At 61.8% G+C, this 14,291-nt stretch carries 16 protein-coding genes; 5 read left to right on the top strand and 11 right to left on the bottom strand.

Annotation, left to right across the window (positions count from 1 at the left end):
• The first annotated feature begins 51 nt into the window (after positions 1 to 51).
• Positions 52 to 1,011 carry a hypothetical protein gene (locus tag NUH88_RS01945; RefSeq protein ID WP_257769636.1) on the top strand — a complete coding sequence of 320 codons (960 nt, stop codon included), beginning with the start codon at positions 52 to 54 and terminating at the stop codon, positions 1,009 to 1,011.
• Here NUH88_RS01945 and NUH88_RS01950 read toward each other — a convergent pair.
• From NUH88_RS01950 to flgB, 11 genes are all read right to left on the bottom strand, one after another.
• Positions 971 to 1,339, bottom strand: coding sequence for a hypothetical protein (locus tag NUH88_RS01950; RefSeq protein ID WP_257769637.1), 369 nt, complete (start codon positions 1,337 to 1,339; stop codon positions 971 to 973). The genes NUH88_RS01945 and NUH88_RS01950 overlap by 41 nt on opposite strands.
• Positions 1,336 to 2,196: an AAA family ATPase gene (locus NUH88_RS01955; RefSeq protein WP_257769638.1), complete on the bottom strand. Its 861-nt coding sequence runs from the start codon at positions 2,194 to 2,196 to the stop codon at positions 1,336 to 1,338. The genes NUH88_RS01950 and NUH88_RS01955 overlap by 4 nt, the downstream gene beginning before the upstream one ends.
• Before the next feature lie 134 nt (positions 2,197 to 2,330).
• Positions 2,331 to 4,991 (bottom strand): alanine--tRNA ligase, encoded by a 2,661-nt coding sequence (gene alaS / locus NUH88_RS01960; protein WP_257772313.1) that lies wholly within the window; start codon positions 4,989 to 4,991, stop codon positions 2,331 to 2,333.
• Positions 4,992 to 5,243: 252 nt separating this feature from the next.
• The gene (recA, locus tag NUH88_RS01965; RefSeq protein ID WP_308220087.1) at positions 5,244 to 6,311 is read right to left on the bottom strand and encodes a recombinase RecA; all 1,068 of its coding nucleotides are present in this window, start codon (positions 6,309 to 6,311) and stop codon (positions 5,244 to 5,246) included.
• Positions 6,312 to 6,579: 268 nt separating this feature from the next.
• The gene (locus NUH88_RS01970; protein ID WP_257769639.1) at positions 6,580 to 8,628 is read right to left on the bottom strand and encodes a hybrid sensor histidine kinase/response regulator; all 2,049 of its coding nucleotides are present in this window, start codon (positions 8,626 to 8,628) and stop codon (positions 6,580 to 6,582) included.
• Between the two features lie 41 nt (positions 8,629 to 8,669).
• Positions 8,670 to 9,740, bottom strand: coding sequence for a flagellar biosynthesis protein FlhB (gene flhB / locus NUH88_RS01975; protein WP_257769640.1), 1,071 nt, complete (start codon positions 9,738 to 9,740; stop codon positions 8,670 to 8,672).
• A 62-nt stretch (positions 9,741 to 9,802) separates the two neighbouring features.
• Positions 9,803 to 10,567: a flagellar biosynthetic protein FliR gene (gene fliR / locus NUH88_RS01980; RefSeq protein ID WP_257769641.1), complete on the bottom strand. Its 765-nt coding sequence runs from the start codon at positions 10,565 to 10,567 to the stop codon at positions 9,803 to 9,805.
• 9 nt (positions 10,568 to 10,576) lie between these two features.
• Complete coding sequence (gene fliQ, locus NUH88_RS01985; protein ID WP_257769642.1) at positions 10,577 to 10,843, bottom strand: flagellar biosynthesis protein FliQ; 267 nt, start codon at positions 10,841 to 10,843, stop codon at positions 10,577 to 10,579.
• 105 nt (positions 10,844 to 10,948) lie between these two features.
• Positions 10,949 to 11,251 (bottom strand): flagellar hook-basal body complex protein FliE, encoded by a 303-nt coding sequence (gene fliE / locus NUH88_RS01990; RefSeq protein WP_257769643.1) that lies wholly within the window; start codon positions 11,249 to 11,251, stop codon positions 10,949 to 10,951.
• A gap of 75 nt (positions 11,252 to 11,326) precedes the next feature.
• A complete protein-coding gene (gene flgC, locus NUH88_RS01995; RefSeq protein ID WP_257769644.1) occupies positions 11,327 to 11,737 on the bottom strand; it encodes a flagellar basal body rod protein FlgC in 411 nt (136 codons plus the stop codon).
• 31 nt (positions 11,738 to 11,768) lie between these two features.
• A complete protein-coding gene (flgB, locus tag NUH88_RS02000; RefSeq protein WP_257769645.1) occupies positions 11,769 to 12,185 on the bottom strand; it encodes a flagellar basal body rod protein FlgB in 417 nt (138 codons plus the stop codon).
• A 127-nt stretch (positions 12,186 to 12,312) separates the two neighbouring features.
• Here flgB and NUH88_RS02005 point away from each other — a divergent pair, with 127 nt between their 5' ends.
• The 4 genes from NUH88_RS02005 to fliP all read left to right on the top strand — a co-directional run bounded on the left by NUH88_RS02005 (position 12,313) and on the right by fliP (position 14,275).
• Positions 12,313 to 12,714, top strand: a complete 402-nt coding sequence (locus tag NUH88_RS02005) for an EscU/YscU/HrcU family type III secretion system export apparatus switch protein (RefSeq protein ID WP_257769646.1) — start codon at positions 12,313 to 12,315, stop codon at positions 12,712 to 12,714.
• Positions 12,711 to 13,046 carry a hypothetical protein gene (locus NUH88_RS02010; protein WP_257769647.1) on the top strand — a complete coding sequence of 112 codons (336 nt, stop codon included), beginning with the start codon at positions 12,711 to 12,713 and terminating at the stop codon, positions 13,044 to 13,046. Before NUH88_RS02005 ends, NUH88_RS02010 begins: the two co-directional genes overlap by 4 nt.
• Positions 13,047 to 13,163: 117 nt before the next feature.
• The gene (locus tag NUH88_RS02015) at positions 13,164 to 13,502 is read left to right on the top strand and encodes a FliO/MopB family protein (RefSeq protein ID WP_257769649.1); all 339 of its coding nucleotides are present in this window, start codon (positions 13,164 to 13,166) and stop codon (positions 13,500 to 13,502) included.
• Complete coding sequence (gene fliP, locus NUH88_RS02020) at positions 13,499 to 14,275, top strand: flagellar type III secretion system pore protein FliP (protein WP_257769650.1); 777 nt, start codon at positions 13,499 to 13,501, stop codon at positions 14,273 to 14,275. Before NUH88_RS02015 ends, fliP begins: the two co-directional genes overlap by 4 nt.
• Positions 14,276 to 14,291: the final 16 nt, after the last annotated feature.

Genomic DNA, 14,291 nt, shown 5'->3' on the forward strand with positions numbered 1-14,291 from the left:
TCCCCCTTCCCCCGCGTCTCCATGTCAGCTCCATGCTCCTGCGGGACCGAAATGACCGATGATATGCCGCCCGCCCCCACGGCGGACCATTTCCCCCTGAAGGATCTCAAGACGGGCGCGCCGGACAAGCGCGGCCGCATGGTGACCGACGTCCTCTGGGCCGTACGCGACTTCAAGATCTACAAGACCGACAAGGGTATCAGCCCGCAATTCTCCGACACGCCGGACGAGGCCTGCAAGCAGCGCCAAGCCTATATGTCGCTCGGCCCGGAACTTGCCGAGCTCGGACAGCAGATCGACCTGCTGAAGAATGGCTGGGCCCGCTGGATAACATGGATCTGGCGCCGGCTCGGCGCGCGCGACGACCCGCAGCTCGCCTATTGTGAGCGGGAAACCGCACGCGGTATCGCCCAGGCCCTCGACGGCGATCCCGACGCCGGACGGCAGACGCTCGCCGAGCTCAGCCGGCGTATCTCAAAGCGTCTCGGCAATATGTTGCGCGTGCTCTATTTCACCATCTGCGCCATTGCGGCGTTCGAGATCACCATCGGACTGGCGATCTATACGAGCCGGCTGGAAGCACCGGAGACCGCGACCGTACTCGGCCTCAATATCTTCCAGCTGTCGGTCGCGGCGGTGATGGGATGCCTCGGCGCGCTGCTCTCGACCGCGATCGGGCTGCGCAACCTCGCCATCGATCCCGCCGCCACACTGACCATGAACATCACCTATGCGGTTCAGCGCATGCTGGTCGGCACTCTCGGCGCGATGGTCCTGCATATCACGCTGAAGTCGGGCATCGCCGGCGCCCTGCTCGGGACTGCGGCCAGCAACAGCGGCGGAGAGGACATGATCTACAAACTCTCCTTCGTCAGCTTGCTCGCGGGCTTCAGCGAGCGGCTGGTGCCGAACCTGCTGGAAAAGAGCGCGGAGAAGTACGGCGACGCTTCAGACGCGACAAAGCCCGCGCCTAGTTCAGCGCCGCCTGCAACGCCCGCTGCTGCGCCATGAGCTCGGTCGCCAGTTCGCGTCCGCCATTTTCGGAGCAATCGTAATTGGTAAAGCTGGCGCCAGCCTTCGCTTTCTCCATCGCGGCACGGATCGCAGCCCATTCAACCGGCCCGGCACCCGCCTTCTCGGCGAGCTCCTTCGCCTGACGAACGAAAAACTCCGCTTCCTCCTTCGGGCCGCCGCAGAACGGGACCGAGGCCTCGATACGCCCGGCGGCCGCGCCATAGGCGGCGATCGCCTCCTGCAACTTCTTGTCCGCCGCATCGGCCGGCGAAACCATGCCAGTCCCAATCGCGAAGGCCAAGAACAAGGCCGTCTTCCTGATCATCCCCGTCCCTCCCGGCGGGCGATGAAGGCCAGCCGTTCGAACATGTGCACATCCTGCTCGTTTTTTAGCAAAGCGCCATAAAGCGGCGGAATGATGTCCTTCTTGTCCTTGGAGCGCAGCGCTTCCGGCGGGATGTCCTCGACCACCAGCAGCTTGATCCAGTCGAGCAGTTCCGAGGTCGAGGGCTTCTTCTTCAGGCCCGGCACCTCGCGCACCTCGTAGAACGATGTCAGCGCTTCGCGCAGCAGGTTCTTCTTCAGGTCGGGGAAATGCACCTCGACGATTTCCGCCATCACGTCCGGCTCCGGGAAGCGGATATAGTGGAAGAAACAGCGTCGCAGGAAAGCGTCGGGCAGTTCCTTCTCGTTGTTCGAGGTGATGATGACGACCGGGCGCTGCGTCGCCTTCACCGTCTGCTGCGTCTCGTAGACAAAGAATTCCATGCGGTCGAGTTCGAGCAGCAGGTCGTTCGGAAATTCGATATCGGCCTTGTCGATCTCGTCGATCAGCAGGATCGACTGGGTATCGGCTTCGAAAGCCTCCCAGAGCTTGCCGCGCACGATGTAGTTCGAAATGTCGTGCACTTTCTCGTCGCCGAGCTGGCTGTCGCGGAGGCGCGAAACCGCATCATACTCGTAGAGTCCCTGCTGCGCCTTGGTGGTCGATTTGACGTGCCATTCGATCAGCGGCATTCCGAGTGCTTTCGCCACTTCGTGCGCCAGAACGGTTTTCCCTGTTCCGGGCTCGCCTTTCACCAGGAGCGGGCGCTGCAGGGTAATCGCGGCGTTCACCGCGACCTTCAGATCCTCGGTCGCGACATAATCGTCCGTTCCCGAAAAGCGTGCACTATCGCTCATCAATACCCCTCAAGCCGATGATCCCGCCGCATGTCCGAGAATATCGGCGGGCAGAGAAAGAGGCGCCCGATCGAGGCGCCTCCATGTCAGGTTACGGCGATCCGACTGCGGCTGTCGATGCCGGAGCCGATCGCTCAGGAGAGCGTCTCGGCGAGCGCCGCTTCGATGGCCGCAATCGCCGCCGGCCCCGCCGTGGCGTCCGGGCCGCCCGCTTGCGCCATGTCCGGACGGCCGCCGCCGCCCTTGCCGCCGAGTGCCTCCGAGCCGGCGCGGACCAGATCGACCGCGCTGACCTTATCGGTCAGGTCCTCGGTCACGCCGACGACGAGCGAGGCCTTGCCATCGTCGGAAGAGATCACGGCGGCAACGCCGGAGCCGATCTGCTGCTTCAGCCCGTCCGCGACGCCCTTCAGCTCGCGCGCGGGGATACCCTCGAGCACGCGGCCGGCGAAGCTGACGCCCGCGATCTCCTTGGCCTCGGACGTTCCCCCGCCGCCGCCCTCGGCAAGTTTGCGGCGCAGGTCCTGGACCTCGCGTTCAAGCTTCCGGCGTTCCTCGATCAGCGCCTCGACACGTTCCGGGAGCTGTTCGACGGTGACCTTCGCCGCCGCCGCCGCAGTTGTGAGCAAGCCTTCACGGGAATCGACATATTCCAGCGCACCCGCACCGGTCACCGCCTCGATCCGGCGCACGCCGGCCGCGACGGCGCTCTCGGAGACGATATGCAGCAAGCCGATATCGCCTGTGCGGTTCACGTGGGTGCCGCCACAGAGCTCGACCGAATAAATGTCTTTCGACGGATCGTCGGACGGACCGCCCATCGCGACCACGCGGACTTCGTCGCCGTACTTTTCCCCAAATAGGGCCATGGCGCCGTGCTTGATCGCGCTTTCCGGGTCCATGAGCGTGGTCGTGACCGGGCTGTTGCCGCGGATATGCTCGTTCACCTCGGCTTCGACCGCCTTCAACTCCATGTGGCTCATCGCCTTCGGGTGGCTGAAATCGAAGCGCAGCCGGCCCGGCGCGACGAGCGAGCCCTTTTGGGTCACGTGCTTGCCGAGATGACGGCGCAGCGCCTCGTGCAGCAGGTGGGTCGCCGAATGGTTCGAGCGCGCCCGGCCGCGGCGCGCGCCATCGACCGACAACTCGACCGCATCGCCGACCTCGATCACACCGTCTTCGATCTTTGCCATATGGACCCACAGGTCGCCGACCTTCTTTTGGGTATCGGAAACCGCGATTTCGGTGCCGCCGAGGGTCCGCGCACTGCCGGCATCGCCGACCTGACCGCCGGACTCGCCATAGAACGGGGTTTGATTGACGATCAGGGCGAATTCGGTCGGGCCCTCGACCTTGTTCACCGGCTTGCCGTCGACCACGAGGGCCTCGATCTGTCCTTCCGCCTGCTCTGTATCGTAGCCGAGGAACTCGGTCGCGCCGCAACGCTCGCGCAGCTCGAACCAGACCGTGTCGGTCGCCGCCTCGCCGGAGCCGGACCAGGCCGCGCGGGCCGCCGCGCGCTGGCGTTCCATCGCCGCCTCGAACCCGTCCGTGTCGACCGCACGGCCCTGGCCGCGCAGGATGTCCTGCGTCAGGTCGAGCGGGAAGCCGTAGGTATCGTAGAGCTTGAAGGCGACCTCGCCGGAGAGCGTCTGGCCCTCGCCGAGCTTGCCGGTCTCCTCCTCGAGATGCTTCAGGCCACGGCCGAGGGTCTCCTTGAAGCGGGTCTCTTCCAGCTTCAGGGTTTCCTTGATCAGGCTCTCGGCGCGTCCGAGTTCCGGGAAGGCTTCGCCCATCTCCTTCACCAGCGTCGGCACCAGTTTCCAGACCAGCGGGTCCTGGCACCCCATGATGTGGGCATGCCGCATGGCGCGACGCATGATCCGGCGCAGCACGTAGCCGCGACCCTCGTTCGAGGGCAGCACGCCGTCGGCGATGAGGAAGCTGGAGGCGCGCAGATGGTCGGCGACCACCCGGTTTGAGACCTTGTAAGGCCCGTCCGGATCGACATTCGCCTCGTGCGCGGTCGCCTCGATCAGGGCGCGCATCAGGTCGATATCGTAATTGTCGTGCTTGCCCTGCAGCACCGCAGCGATGCGCTCCAGCCCCATGCCGGTATCGATCGAGGGGCGCGGCAGGTTGACCCGCTCGTCCTTCGAGATCTGCTCGAACTGCATGAAGACGAGGTTCCAGATCTCGATGAATCGGTCGCCATCCTCGTCCGGACTGCCCGGAGGGCCGCCGGGGATCCCTGGTCCGTGATCGAAGAAGATCTCGGAGCACGGGCCGCAGGGACCGGTATCGCCCATGGCCCAGAAGTTGTCCGAGGTCGCGATACGGATGATGCGCTCGTCCGGCAGCCCCGCGATCTTGCGCCAGAGGCCGGCCGCCTCTTCGTCCTCGTGATAGACCGTCACCAGCAGCTTGTCTTCCGGCAGACCGTAGCGCTTGGTGATCAGGGTCCAGGCATGCTCGATCGCCTGTTCCTTGAAATAATCGCCGAAGGAAAAGTTCCCCAGCATCTCGAAGAAGGTGTGGTGGCGGGCGGTATAGCCGACATTCTCGAGGTCGTTGTGCTTGCCCCCGGCGCGCACGCATTTCTGCGAGGTCGCGGCGCGCTTGTAGTCGCGATGCTCTTGTCCGGTGAAGACGTTCTTGAACTGCACCATGCCGGCATTGGTGAAGAGCAGGGTCGGGTCGTTGCGAGGCACCAGCGGGCTGGAGGCGACCTCCTCATGTCCGTTCTCGACGAAATAATCGAGGAAAGTACGGCGGATATCGTTCGCGGTCTGCATCTCGTCCCTCCGGGCCGGCGCCGTCTTGGTCTCGGTCTGCGCCCGGCCGTGCCTTTTCGTGCCGCACATCGCGGCAAACGGGCTCCGCTTTTACTGAAGATGCGCCCCCCTGTCCAGCGCGCGGGCCTTGGAAATCCGCCGCTTTCCGGAACGCGAAACCCCGCCGCTGGTTCCCGGCGGCGGGGTCTCTCACTCTCGGGGCAAATCCGGCCCGCCGAGGGGGGAACGGCGGCACCGGTCTCGCGGCAGGCCTCAGGCGTCGTCCTCGGCCTCAGGTCCCTGCATCATCGCCTCGGCGACGAGACCCGCATTCTGACGGATCTGCTTCTCGATCTCGCCGGCGACATCCTTGTTTTCCGCCAGGAATTTCTTGGCATTCTCGCGGCCCTGGCCGATGCGCTGACCGCCATAGGAGAACCAGGCGCCGGACTTCTCGACGATCCCGGCATTGACGCCGAGATCCAGGATCTCGCCGGTCTTGGAGATACCCTCGCCGTACATGATGTCGAACTCGACCACCCGGAACGGCGGCGCCAGTTTGTTCTTCACCACCTTGACCCGGGTCTGGTTGCCGACCACCTCATCTCGGTCCTTGATCGCACCGATGCGGCGGATATCCATGCGCACCGAGGCGTAGAACTTGAGCGCGTTACCGCCCGACGTGGTCTCCGGATTGCCGAACATCACGCCGATCTTCAAGCGGATCTGGTTGATGAAGATCACCATGCAGCGCGACTTGGAGATCGAGGAAGTCAATTTGCGCAGCGCCTGACTCATCAGCCGCGCCTGCAGGCCGACATGGCTGTCGCCCATCTCGCCCTCAAGCTCCGCCCGCGGCACCAGGGCGGCAACGGAATCGACCACCAGCACATCGATCGCGCCGGAGCGCACCAGCGTATCCGCGATTTCCAGCGCCTGCTCGCCCGCATCGGGCTGGGAAATCAGCAATTCGTCCAGATCGACACCGAGCTTGCGGGCATAGACCGGATCCAGCGCGTGCTCCGCGTCGATGAAAGCACAGGTCCCGCCGCTTTTCTGCGCCTCGGCGATGGCATGCAGCGCCAGCGTCGTCTTGCCGGAACTTTCCGGGCCGTAGATCTCCACGATCCGGCCTCGCGGAAGTCCGCCGATGCCGAGCCCGATATCAAGGCCGATCGATCCGGTGGATATCGCCTCCACCTCGATCGCCTGATCGCTCTGCCCGAGCTTCATGACAGAGCCCTTGCCGAACGCCTTCTCGATCTGGCCGAGGGCCGCCTCCAACGCCTTAGTCTTGTCCATGGGGTCCCGTTCGATGACTTTGAGTGCTAGTTCCGACATACCCGATCCTCCATATCTCACAGGGACGCCTACAATGGCAATCAGCCCCGCATCGCCGCCGCTATAAGCCCCATGGGCGGAACTGGACTGGTTTCCGAGAATGATTATGTACCAATTTTGTTCTCATCAACAAGAACATTTTCACTTTTTGTTCTCGTTATAAATCTAGGATTCTAATTGACAGCAAATACGACATCTTGGGATTTTGGAGAGAATCGGAGAGTTTGTTCTATTTGCGTTCTTTCCGGAAGGCGCGAATCACCTGCGGTCACTGCAGCGGGTGCAGCACATCCTTCACCGTCCCGGCGAGCTGTTTCAGACTGAACGGCTTCGGCAGGAAGTGGATATTGGTGTCCTCCTCGATCCGCTGCCGCAAAGCGTCCTCCGAGTAGCCGGAGATACAGATCACCCGCAGATCGGGCCGGTCCTCGCGCACCTTGCGCACGAGCGTCGGACCGTCCATGCCCGGCATTACGACATCGGTGATGAGGAGATCGATTTCCTCGCTCTTGTCGGAGAGCAACTGCAGAGCCGCCTCGCCATTGCGGGCCTCAATCACCTTGTATCCCTTGTTCCGAAGCGCACGGGCGCCGAACAGACGCACCGGGTCCTCATCCTCCACCAGCATGATCGTTTCCACACCGGTCAGGTCCTTGCGGGCGTTCGCCGCATCGAAGTTCGGGTCTCCCCCCTCGCTTCGGCTGACCTCACCTTCATAGGCGGGGAGGAATATGGAGAAGGTCGTACCCACGCCCACCGTACTGTAGACGGAGATGAAGCCGTTGATCTGTTTCACGATGCCATAAACAGTCGACAATCCGAGCCCGGTCCCCTGCCCGACCTCCTTGGTCGAGAAGAAGGGCTCGAAGATGCGGCCTATAATCTCGTCCTCGATCCCCGAGCCCGTATCCGACACGTCGAGACGGACGTAACGTCCGGAAGGCATCATATCGTCGCCTTGCCGCACCGGCATTTCCGTCACGAAATCAAAGGTTTTCATGGTGATCGTACCGCCGCTGGGACAGGCGTCACGGGCATTCACCACGAGATTGATGACCACCTGTTCGAGCTGACCCTGATCGACACGAATTGGCGCAAGCTCACGGCCGTGCGAGATCTCCAGCGTGATGTTCTCGCCGATCAGACGGCGCAGCAGATGCGAGAGATCCGCAAGGGTTTCCGTCACGTCGAGCACACGGGCGATCATCGTCTGCTGGCGCGAGAAGGCCAGCAGCTGGCGCACCAGATTTGCCGCCCGGTTGGCATTCTGTTTGACCTGCATCACATCCGAAAAGGACTGATCGCCCGGCCGATGCCGCGCCAGAAGCAGATCGCAATACCCGTTCATCGCGGTCAGCAGATTGTTGAAATCGTGTGCGACGCCTCCCGCCAGCTGGCCGACCGCCTGCATCTTCTGGGACTGCGCCACCTGTGCCTCAAGCTGCCGCCGGCGGCCAATATCAATCAGGTAGAGAGCGCAATGCGCGCCTTCCGGCCCTTCCCCCGCTTCCAGACATTGGCAAAAAACAGCAACTTCCGCGCCTTCTTCGCCCGCTTTCCCGACTAGCCGGACCTCGATGTTTTCGGCGGGACTGGACGTCGAACACTCTTCCAGAAATCTTTGGGCGGTTTCCCGGTCCTCATCATCGACAAAATCCGCGAAGGACCGTCCCCTGAAACCGGCCCCGTTCGCGCCCGCGCCGGTGAAATTCCGGAAAGCGCCGTTGCCCGCCACCATCCTCTCGTTGTTGCCGAGGAAGACAACGCCCACCGGCGCGTATTCAAGTGCCGGCGCCATCCAGCTTTCGGTCGCCGGGACCAGAACGGCATCGATTTCCTGACTGTCGCCGCTGCCGGGCGAACCGATCGCGCTCAACAGAACCTGGCAAGCAGAATCGGCTGAGGACGCGGGGAGCGGCAACGTGCCGGCCGTCACCAGATCTCCCGGCTTCGCTTCGCGGACATTTTCCAGATGCTTGGACACCATGAGTCGCATGCGCAGCACGACTTTGTTCGCTTCGATACCCTCGGTTTTGCCATCGGCAAAACGGGCAACGAAAGTTTCGTTCGCCGAGAGAAACCGCCCTTCCTGGGAGAAACGGCAAACCGGAAATGGGGAGTCGAGCTGCGGCGGCGGCGCGTTTCGCAACGCCTCAAGTTCGGCAGTCGCGCCGTCGCGCTCTGCCTCGAGCGCGGCCTTTTCCTCCTGGAGCGCGGATATTTCAAGCCGGCTGCGCCGGAGCCTCGCGAAAACCGCCAGCAAGACGATAAGGGCCAAGAGGATGCCGCCGGCCGCCGCGAGTGTTACTGGTTCCATCCTGCCCCCCGGGGGAACGCCGCATACATGTCTTTTCCGGATCAGCTGGTCGGAATGTAGGTCTGGTTCATCTTGAAAACGTAGCTGATGACCTCGGCGACCGCCTTGTAATACTCCTCCGGAATTTCCTCATCGATCTCCGCATTGTCGTACAGCGCTCTTGCCAGCGGACGGTTCTCAACGATCGGGACATCGTTTTCGTTGGCGACCTCCCTAATACGCAGGGCGACCGCGTCGACCCCCTTGGCGAGGACTCTCGGCGCCGACATCTCGTCCATCTCGTATTTTAGGGCGACGGCAAAATGAGTCGGGTTGGTGATCACCACGGTCGCTTTGGGAACCTCGGCCATCATACGGGTTCGCGCGCGTTCCATGCGAAGCTGCCGTAGCCGCGCCTTCACATGCGGATCGCCTTCTGTCTGCTTGTGCTCGTCGCGGACTTCCTGCTTGCTCATCCGCATCTGATTCATGAACTCGTATTTCTGGTAGAGATAATCCGCCACCGCGATCACGGCGGTGACCGCCAGCGCACCGATGAATACCTTGATCGCTACGAAATGGGTTTCGTCGAGCAAATCCTTGATGTCCATCTGCACCATCATCTCGATACGCGAGAATTCCGGCGAGACGATCAGGTAAGCGACAAAACCGACCATCATCATTTTGACGATGCCTTTAACCAGCTCCATGACTGATTTGAGGCTGAAAAGCCGTTTCGCGCCGCTGATTGGCGATATCTTTTCAAGCTTCGGCTGGATCGATTCCGTCGAGACAAGCCAGCCGATCTGCATCAGAACACCGAGTATGGCGAGCACAAAAAGCAATGCGAGCGCGGGAGCTATAGCGAACCCGACATCGATAAGCATGTCGAGCAGGAGCGAACCGGCCCCGGGTACGTCGATCATATCCGGACGCTCGATAAATACGAGCAGCGCGCGGGCCATATCCGAAAGCAAAAACGGACCGAAAATGCCGACCACCATCGTTGCACCCAGAAGGACGGCAAAATTGTTCACTTCCTTTGAAGTGAGGACCTGGCCTTTCTCGCGCGCTTGCGAAAGTTTTCGCGCAGACGGTTCCTCAGTCTTGTCGCCATCGTCCTGACCGGACATCGCAGCGGCTCCCCGGAACGGACTGCCAAGCGTCGGTCACGCCTGGACATGCCCTTGAATGCTCAAATCGGTACGACGTAACGTCCGATACTTTCCGAATAGTACTCCAAAAAAACCATCATCGCTCCACTGAGGACCAACGAAAGGATCACGAGCCCCATAATCACCTGAACCGGCAACGCCACGAAGAAAATCTGCAGCTGAGGCATCAGACGCGCCATAACGCCCATGACCAGGTAGAACAGCAACCCGAGTATGAGGAAAGGCGCCGCAAGCTGGATGGCGATCTGGAAACTGTTCGCGATAATTCGGGCGATCGCATCGGCGAAGTCGGCTGCCGGCAAAGCCGCGCCAGGCGGAAACAGCGTGTAGCTGTCGATCATAGCTCGGATCAGCAAATGGTGCAGGTCCGATATCAGCAGCAGCAATGTCGCAAGATTCAGCATGAAGAATCCGGGAAGCGAGCCCTGGGTTGCGAGTGCCGGGTTGAAAATCTGCGCGTTGGCGAGACCGGTGTTCATCGCGATCACCTGTCCTGCCGTATCCAACGAGAGAAGGACGATCCGCGCCACAACGCCGAAATAGAGCCCGATAATCATCTCGAGAAACAGCAGCCGCACCAGTTCGGCTCCCGACGGCGCGAAGGGAATCTGGTTTCCGACCAGCGGCGCGACGACGATGCTGAGGCCGATCGCCAGAATAAGCCGGTATTGGACAGGCACGAAGGTTTCGCCGATACCGGGGATCAACAGCACGGTGCCGCCAAGCCGGCTCAATACGAGCAGAATGATATAGACTTGGGTCGGCAGAAAATCCTCTAGCGGCACGGCGCGTCCCTAACTGAGGGAAATGATCTTGTCGGCGATCGACTGCATGAACGCGTTCAGCGTATTCAGCATGAACGGCAGGAAGAAGATCAGAGCGGCGAAGACGACGATGATCTTCGGGACGAAGACGAGGGTCATTTCCTGCAGCTGCGTCAATGCCTGGAAGAGCGCGATCAGAAGGCCGATGGCGAGCCCGACCAGCATGATCGGTGTCGACATGGTCAGCATTGTCATCACGGCCTCCCGGCCGATCTCGATGGCTTCGACTTCATTCATGCGCAGCCCCCGGCAAACAGGTGCGGCCCGGCAAAAATTACCGGGCAAAAACAACCTCCTGATTATGCCGTCAATTTCCGGCCGGTGAAACCGGCCGGTTAGACCTCAGATCGGCATCCGGATAATTTCCTGATAGGCCTGCACCATCTTGTCACGCAGCGCGACGACTGTGCGAAGCGTGATATCCGCACTGTTCACGGCCTGAACGACGTCGGTCAGGTCCGCCTCGCCGGCAATCCCCTTCATCGACATCTTCTCGCCGCTCTCCATGGTACCGAGCGCATCTTCCGCCGCGCCTTTCACGAAGCTGGCGAAATCCTGACCGACGGCACCTGTCTTGGCGTCGTCCATCCCCGGAACCTTACCGATTCCGGCCGCTCCGAGCGCATTTCCAATATTGGCTACCATCTGGTTTCTCCAATCGGCTCAGGCGCGATTCTAAAGGGAATCGGGCCTTTCTGCCAGTGCCGGCGGTGTAGGATCTTAACCGCGCAACAGATCGACGGTCTTCTGCAGCATGCTGCGCGCCATTTCGATGGACGAAAGGTTGGCCTCGTAGGTTCGCTGTGCCTCCCGCATATCCATCATTTCGATCAGCGAGTTCACATTCGGACGGCGCACATAACCTTCCGGATCCGCAAGCGGATGGAAAGGTTCATAGGCGAGATCGAAGTCCGAATCGTCCCGTCCGATCTTGGCGACACGCACCATGTCGGCATTCACGTCGCGGTCGACATAGTTCTCGAACACGATGGTCTTGCGGCGGTACGGGTCCTGCCCCTTGACCGAGCCGAGCGAGTCGGCGTTGGCCACGTTTTCGGAGATGACCCGGAGCCGCGTGCCCTGGGCGCGCATACCGGAAGCGGAGATCTTGATCGCGGAATTGAGATCCATGACTGAGGCCCTTTCCTAATCCGGCCGGCTATTAGCGGGCTCCGCCGCCGCCGCCGAGGGCGGTGCGGAACATGCCGATCTGTTTGTTGTAGAGATTGAGCGCGAGATCGTATTGCAGCTTGGTATCCTGCACCGCGATCATCTGCTCCTCGAGCACGACGCCGTTGCCGTTCGGGCTCGCCTCGTAGACGTCCTTCTGGCTCTTCTCGTCGACCCGGTAATCGGTTTTCGGCAGGATACCGCTCAGGTGATTGCCTTCCGTCACGGCAACGGGGAGCTTGTTCACCTGCTGCACGGTCCGCTTGAAATCAAGCGGCGTCAGATCCTGCGCCCGATAACTCGGAGAGTCCGCATTGGCGATGTTCTGGGCCAGAACTGACTGGCGTTCGGAGAGCCAGTTCAGCTTCTGGTGCGCCATGTTCAGCAGCATCGAATTATCAATCGCCATCTCGAACCTCTCTTGCGAGAACCTTGTTCCAAATCCGGGCACACAATGTGTCCGCCCCAAACAAAGCAAACACCGTGCCAAGATTGACCGGTTTGGGTTCCGCGCCCGCTCGCCTATACTTGCGAGCATGACCGAACGCGTTCCAAACATTGCCGGTTCTTCGGCCACGGTGTCGGACGAGGACAGCCGGGAAAACCAGCGCGCTGCGATGGAGCGCCGCGCCGCGAACGCGCGCCGCGCCGCCAACGCCATGAAAGACCGGCAGGTCGCGATCGCGCTCGATCACGACGCCGGAACGGAGGACGCGCCCAAGGTCATCGCCAAAGGCTATGGAGAACTCGCCGAGAAAATTCTGCGACTGGCGTTCGACAATGACGTGAAAGTCCGCAAGGATCCGGATCTGGCGCAGATCCTGGCCGCCGTCGAAGTGGATTGCGAAATTCCGGTCGAGGCCTTCGCCGCCGTCGCCGAAATCCTCAACTATGTTTACCGCGCCAATGACCGGCTGCGATCCGGGGAGCCGCTATGAGTACCGGACGGAACGCGGAAGATATCGCCAGGCGCCTCGCCTCCGTTCGCGGACGGCTTGAGGCGACGCTGCAGGAACCGACCAGTGCCGTGACAGGCGCACTGGTCGGCCTCGAGGCCGACGTGGCCGCAGTTTGTTCGGCCGTTCCGAATCTGCCGGCGGCCGATGCCCACGCCCTCGCCCCGGAAATGAAACACGTGATCGGTCTTCTGGAACTGCTGTCGAAGGCGATCTCGGAACAAGCTGCGGCGGAGCCGCAGAACTCCGATTCCGCAGCCTTGCGCCGGCAGGCTGCCGCAGCCTATGGCGGCGGTCAAAAACGGCGACGTTAAGTCGACGCCCTTTGAAAGGCCCTGATTTCCGGCATACCGGAGCTGCCGCATCAGGGCGGAAAGCATCCCCGCCGCTTGGCTGTTTCCATCCGATCCGCCTTATGAAATGCTTCGACCATGGGTTTCGAGGTCTATTTCAGGTTTTTCCTCGCCTTCGCCTTCACCATCGGCTTGATCGGCGTGGTCTACTGGGTTGCCCGGCGCTATGCGGGGCGCCTCGGGATCGTGCGCGCCCATGCGGCCGGACGTCTTGCGATCACCGGGCAGATTTCTCTCGATACAAGACGCCGCCTGGTTCTCGTGCAACGGGATGGCTGCGAACATCTTCTGCTGCTTGGCCCGAACAACGACCTTCTGATCGAGTCCGGCATAGGCGCCGCGCAGGACGGCTTCTCGGCCGCATTGAAGAAAGCGGGCACATCGGCGGTCCCAACAATCCCGGAACAGACCACATGAGTCCCAAGCCCTTGCGACGGTCGCGGCCTCTACTGGCCCTTTTCGGCATCATCGCTGTCACTCTGCTCGGCATTGCCCTGTTCTCGCCGGCAACGGTCGCGCAAACACTCACGCTCGATATCGGAGAGCCCGGCGGCTCGACCACCGCGCGCCTGATCCAGCTCGTCGCGGCAATCACGCTGCTTTCCATCGCGCCGGGCATTCTGGTGACGGTGACCTCTTTCACCCGGCTGGTGATCGTTTTCTCCCTGCTCCGGACCGCACTCGGGACCCAGCAGTCACCGCCAAATCTCGTCATGATCAGCCTCGCGCTGTTTCTGACGGGTTTCATTATGGCGCCGACCCTGGAACAGGCCTGGCAGGACGGGATATCGCCACTGATCGACGAACGCATCGACGAGTTCGAAGCCTTCGAGCGCGCAGTGGCGCCGTTCCGGACCTTTATGCTGGCCCAGGTTCGCGACAAGGACCTGCAGCTTTTCGAGGATATCGGTCAGGTCGGTCCCGCGGAGACCGGCGTCAACGCCCCGCTCAAGGTGCTCGTCCCCGCCTTCATGATCAGCGAGCTCCGGCGTGCCTTCGAGATCGGCTTCCTGATCTACCTCCCGTTCGTGATCATCGACATGGTGGTTGCCTCCATCCTCATGTCCATGGGCATGATGATGGTGCCGCCGGTGATCGTCTCCCTGCCTTTCAAGCTGATCTTCTTCGTGCTGGTTGACGGCTGGTATCTGATTGCGGGCAGCATGGTGCGGAGCTTCGGCGCCGGGTAGCGGCGCACCTCTCCTG

Origin of the sequence: Nisaea acidiphila (genome assembly GCF_024662015.1) — a bacterium.
In the GTDB taxonomy this organism is placed as follows: Bacteria; Pseudomonadota; Alphaproteobacteria; order Thalassobaculales; family Thalassobaculaceae; genus Nisaea; species Nisaea acidiphila.

Coding starts and splice junctions, on each gene's coding strand:
- NUH88_RS01945 (WP_257769636.1), top strand. CDS start 52: ATGACCGATGATATGCCGCCCGCCCCCACGGCGGACCATTTCCCCCTG.
- NUH88_RS01950 (WP_257769637.1), bottom strand. CDS start 1,339: ATGATCAGGAAGACGGCCTTGTTCTTGGCCTTCGCGATTGGGACTGGC.
- NUH88_RS01955 (WP_257769638.1), bottom strand. CDS start 2,196: ATGAGCGATAGTGCACGCTTTTCGGGAACGGACGATTATGTCGCGACC.
- alaS (WP_257772313.1), bottom strand. CDS start 4,991: ATGCAGACCGCGAACGATATCCGCCGTACTTTCCTCGATTATTTCGTC.
- recA (WP_308220087.1), bottom strand. CDS start 6,311: ATGTCGGAACTAGCACTCAAAGTCATCGAACGGGACCCCATGGACAAG.
- NUH88_RS01970 (WP_257769639.1), bottom strand. CDS start 8,628: ATGGAACCAGTAACACTCGCGGCGGCCGGCGGCATCCTCTTGGCCCTT.
- flhB (WP_257769640.1), bottom strand. CDS start 9,740: ATGTCCGGTCAGGACGATGGCGACAAGACTGAGGAACCGTCTGCGCGA.
- fliQ (WP_257769642.1), bottom strand. CDS start 10,843: ATGAATGAAGTCGAAGCCATCGAGATCGGCCGGGAGGCCGTGATGACA.
- fliE (WP_257769643.1), bottom strand. CDS start 11,251: ATGGTAGCCAATATTGGAAATGCGCTCGGAGCGGCCGGAATCGGTAAG.
- flgC (WP_257769644.1), bottom strand. CDS start 11,737: ATGGATCTCAATTCCGCGATCAAGATCTCCGCTTCCGGTATGCGCGCC.
- flgB (WP_257769645.1), bottom strand. CDS start 12,185: ATGGCGATTGATAATTCGATGCTGCTGAACATGGCGCACCAGAAGCTG.
- NUH88_RS02005 (WP_257769646.1), top strand. CDS start 12,313: ATGACCGAACGCGTTCCAAACATTGCCGGTTCTTCGGCCACGGTGTCG.
- NUH88_RS02010 (WP_257769647.1), top strand. CDS start 12,711: ATGAGTACCGGACGGAACGCGGAAGATATCGCCAGGCGCCTCGCCTCC.
- NUH88_RS02015 (WP_257769649.1), top strand. CDS start 13,164: ATGGGTTTCGAGGTCTATTTCAGGTTTTTCCTCGCCTTCGCCTTCACC.
- fliP (WP_257769650.1), top strand. CDS start 13,499: ATGAGTCCCAAGCCCTTGCGACGGTCGCGGCCTCTACTGGCCCTTTTC.